This is a genomic window from Pseudoalteromonas sp. S1608 (genome assembly GCF_005887265.1).
GTDB lineage: Bacteria > Pseudomonadota > Gammaproteobacteria > Enterobacterales > Alteromonadaceae > Pseudoalteromonas > Pseudoalteromonas undina.
On the sequence record NZ_PNDK01000105.1, the window covers coordinates 1 to 211 of the forward strand.

At 40.8% G+C, this 211-nt stretch carries 1 protein-coding gene; it reads left to right on the forward strand.

Annotated elements, in window-relative coordinates:
- Nucleotides 1-211 (forward strand): hypothetical protein (locus CWB75_RS18870; RefSeq protein WP_138571433.1); only part of this gene is annotated, 211 nt, incomplete at both ends.

The following is a 211-nucleotide window of genomic DNA, read 5'->3' on the forward strand; positions in this document are numbered from 1 at the left end:
AACGAATCAGCGGCTTTTTTCCGTCATAATGCCAATGCAGGTGGTACCCCGGTACTTCAAGATGGCGATGCAACCATCCCAACTGGTTTCTTACCTAAAATAAATACACCGAATGCCGATATTTCATATAACTTTGGATATAAAACTGAAGTTGATAACGACTCAAGCTTAGACCTATCGTACACCTATGGTGAATACAGCATTGACTACA